The organism is Spirillospora sp. NPDC049652, assembly GCF_040675125.1.
GTDB lineage: Bacteria > Actinomycetota > Actinomycetes > Streptosporangiales > Streptosporangiaceae > Spirillospora.
Map to the genome: position 1 here is coordinate 1 of NZ_JBFAOF010000994.1, position 2,520 is coordinate 2,520.

Genomic DNA, 2,520 nt, shown 5'->3' on the forward strand with positions numbered 1-2,520 from the left:
TCCGCGCCGACCACGCGGGGACGCCCGGTGGCGAGCACCGGCCGGGCGTGCAGCGTCGCGTCGTCGGAATGCTCGTCCGCGCCGATGCCGTCCCAGGCGAGCAGCGCGGCCCGGGCGAGCGGGTCGTCCTCGTCGGGCTCGTCGTCCGCGCCGACGCCGAGCAGCGTCGCGACCCGTCCGGACGCGGCCGACGCCCCGGACGGCGCGACCGTCCCCGGCGGCGCGGCGACCAGCGCGATCGCGTCCGCGCCGAGCAGCGCCCGCAGGTGCCGGACGGCCTTGCGCGCCGAGTCGCCGGTCAGCCCGCCGCGCAGCGCGGGCGACGCGCGGGAGATCGTGTGCAGGGTGGCGAAGGTGGCCTCGTCGGCCGGGTTGGCGAAAGCGCGCCGCCTGGTGCGGCGCCGCCGGCAGACGGCGACGGTCCCGGCCGCCCCGGCCGTCACGACGGCCATGGACCCGGTGCACACGAGGTCGAGCACGGACGGTACGTCCATGGCGACCTAACGTAACGCCCTCGCCCGGAGGCGGTGGCCGGTTCGGCCCACAGCCGCGGACCAGGTCCGGCCAAGCTCCCCCAAAACCCGACGATCGCGCAGGTCAGGCGGCTACAGGGGCGGAGCGTCGCCCTCGTCCTCCTGGTAGGAGTAGCGCTGCTCGCGCCAGGGGTCGGCGACGTTGTGGTAACCGCGCTCCTCCCAGAAGCCGCGCCGGTCCTTGACCAGGTACTCGATCGCGCGCACCCACTTGACGCTCTTCCAGGCGTACAGGTGCGGGACGACCAGCCGGATCGGGAAGCCGTGGTCGAGGGGCAGCCGCTCGCCGTCGCGGTGGGTGGCGAACATCGTGCCCTCGGCGAGGAAGTCGCTCATCCGGATGTTGGCGCTGTAGCCGTACTCGGCCCACACCATCACGTGCGTGACCTCCGGATCGGGCGGCGCGAGCTCGACGATCGCCGACCCCGGGATCCCCTCCCAGTGGTTGTCCGGGATCGTGAACTTGGTGACGCAGTGGAAGTCGGCGACGGCCGAGACGCGCGGCAGCCGCTCGAACTCCTCCCACGTCCACCGGGTCCGGCCGCCGGCGGCGGTCGCGCCGAAGACGCGGAAGTCCCAGTCCTTGGGACGGAACTTCGGGACCGGCCCGTAGTGCAGGACGGGCCAGCCGCGCGGCACGTACTGGCCCGGGGGCAGCGCCTTCGCCCCGGCCGGCTCCCCGCCCTGGGGCGCGGCGCCGGACCCGGAGGCGGAAGCGGAGGTCTCGGAGGCGGTGGTCTCGGAGGCGGCGGCCTCGGGGCCGGAGGCGGCGGTCGCGCCGGGGCTCGGCTCGAGGGGCTCGTCGGACGAGGACTCGGGTGGCGACATGACGCGGCCATCCTGCCATCCGGCGTGAGCTGAGCCATATTCGGGGTGCTCGCCTCACGCACCCGCTCCGATGGGTTACTGTGTGCACGTGCGCAACGTCGTCTATTTCTTTTGGTTCGACCAGCCCCGGCGGCTGGTCTGCCAGACGCTGCGCTGACAGACCTCAGAACGACCGAAGCCCCGGGCCTGGACACAAGGCCCGGGGCTTCTTCGTTTTCCGGCATCCGATCCGCGCGGGGCCCACCGGGGTCCCGCGCACGTACGAGAGGCACAAGCATGGTCATCGTCATGGCGCCCGAAGCCAACGACGCCGATATCAGGGCCGTCGTCTCACTGGTCGAGACGGCGGGCGGCGACGCGTTCGTCAGCCGCGGCGTGGAGCGCACCATCATCGGGCTGGTCGGGGACGTCCAGCAGTTCGGAACCCTCAACCTGCGGTCGCTGCGCGGGGTGAGCGACGTCATCCGGATCTCGGCGCCGTACAAGCTGATCAGCCGCGAGAACCACCGGGAGCGGTCGGTGGTGCGGGTGGGCGGCGTCCCGATCGGCCCCGGCACCATGACCCTGATCGCCGGGCCGTGCGCGGTCGAGACCCCCGAGCAGACGCTCGCCGCCGCCCAGATGGCCCAGGCCGCGGGCGCGACCCTGCTGCGCGGCGGCGCGTTCAAGCCCCGCACGTCCCCGTACGCCTTCCAGGGGCTCGGCGAGGCCGGGCTGCGCATCCTGGCCGACGTCCGCGCCGAGACCGGCATGCCCGTGGTCACCGAGGTCGTGGACGCCGCCGACGTCGAGCTGGTCGCCTCGTACGCCGACATGCTGCAGATCGGCACCCGCAACGCGCAGAACTTCGCGCTGCTGCAGGCCGCCGGGGAGTCCGGCAAGCCGGTCATGCTGAAGCGCGGCATGAACGGCACCATCGAGGAGTGGCTGATGGCCGCCGAGTACGTCGCGCAGCGCGGCAACCTCGACATCGTGCTGTGCGAGCGCGGCATCCGCACCTTCGAGACGGCCACCCGCAACACCCTGGACATCTCCGCCGTCCCGGTCGCGCAGCGGCTCGGCCACCTGCCGGTGATCGTCGACCCGTCGCACTCCGGCGGCAGCCGCGACCTGGTGCTGCCGCTCACCCGCGCGGCGATCGCGATCGGCGCGGACGGCG

2 protein-coding genes and 1 pseudogene are annotated in these 2,520 nt (G+C 73.5%); 1 reads left to right on the top strand and 2 read right to left on the bottom strand.

Annotated elements, in window-relative coordinates; genetic code table 11:
- Both AB0J52_RS35925 and AB0J52_RS35930 read right to left on the bottom strand, forming a co-directional pair.
- Positions 1–494: pseudogene (locus tag AB0J52_RS35925) on the bottom strand (hypothetical protein); the annotation flags it as partial.
- A 111-nt stretch (positions 495–605) separates the two neighbouring features.
- On the bottom strand, positions 606–1,190 hold the full coding sequence (locus AB0J52_RS35930; protein ID WP_500187381.1) for a sulfite oxidase-like oxidoreductase: 585 nt from the start codon (positions 1,188–1,190) through the stop codon (positions 606–608).
- A 447-nt stretch (positions 1,191–1,637) separates the two neighbouring features.
- On the opposite strand from AB0J52_RS35930, the gene aroF reads away from it, so the two are divergent.
- A partial coding sequence (gene aroF / locus AB0J52_RS35935) for a 3-deoxy-7-phosphoheptulonate synthase (RefSeq protein WP_500187380.1) occupies positions 1,638–2,520 on the top strand: 883 nt, incomplete at its 3' end.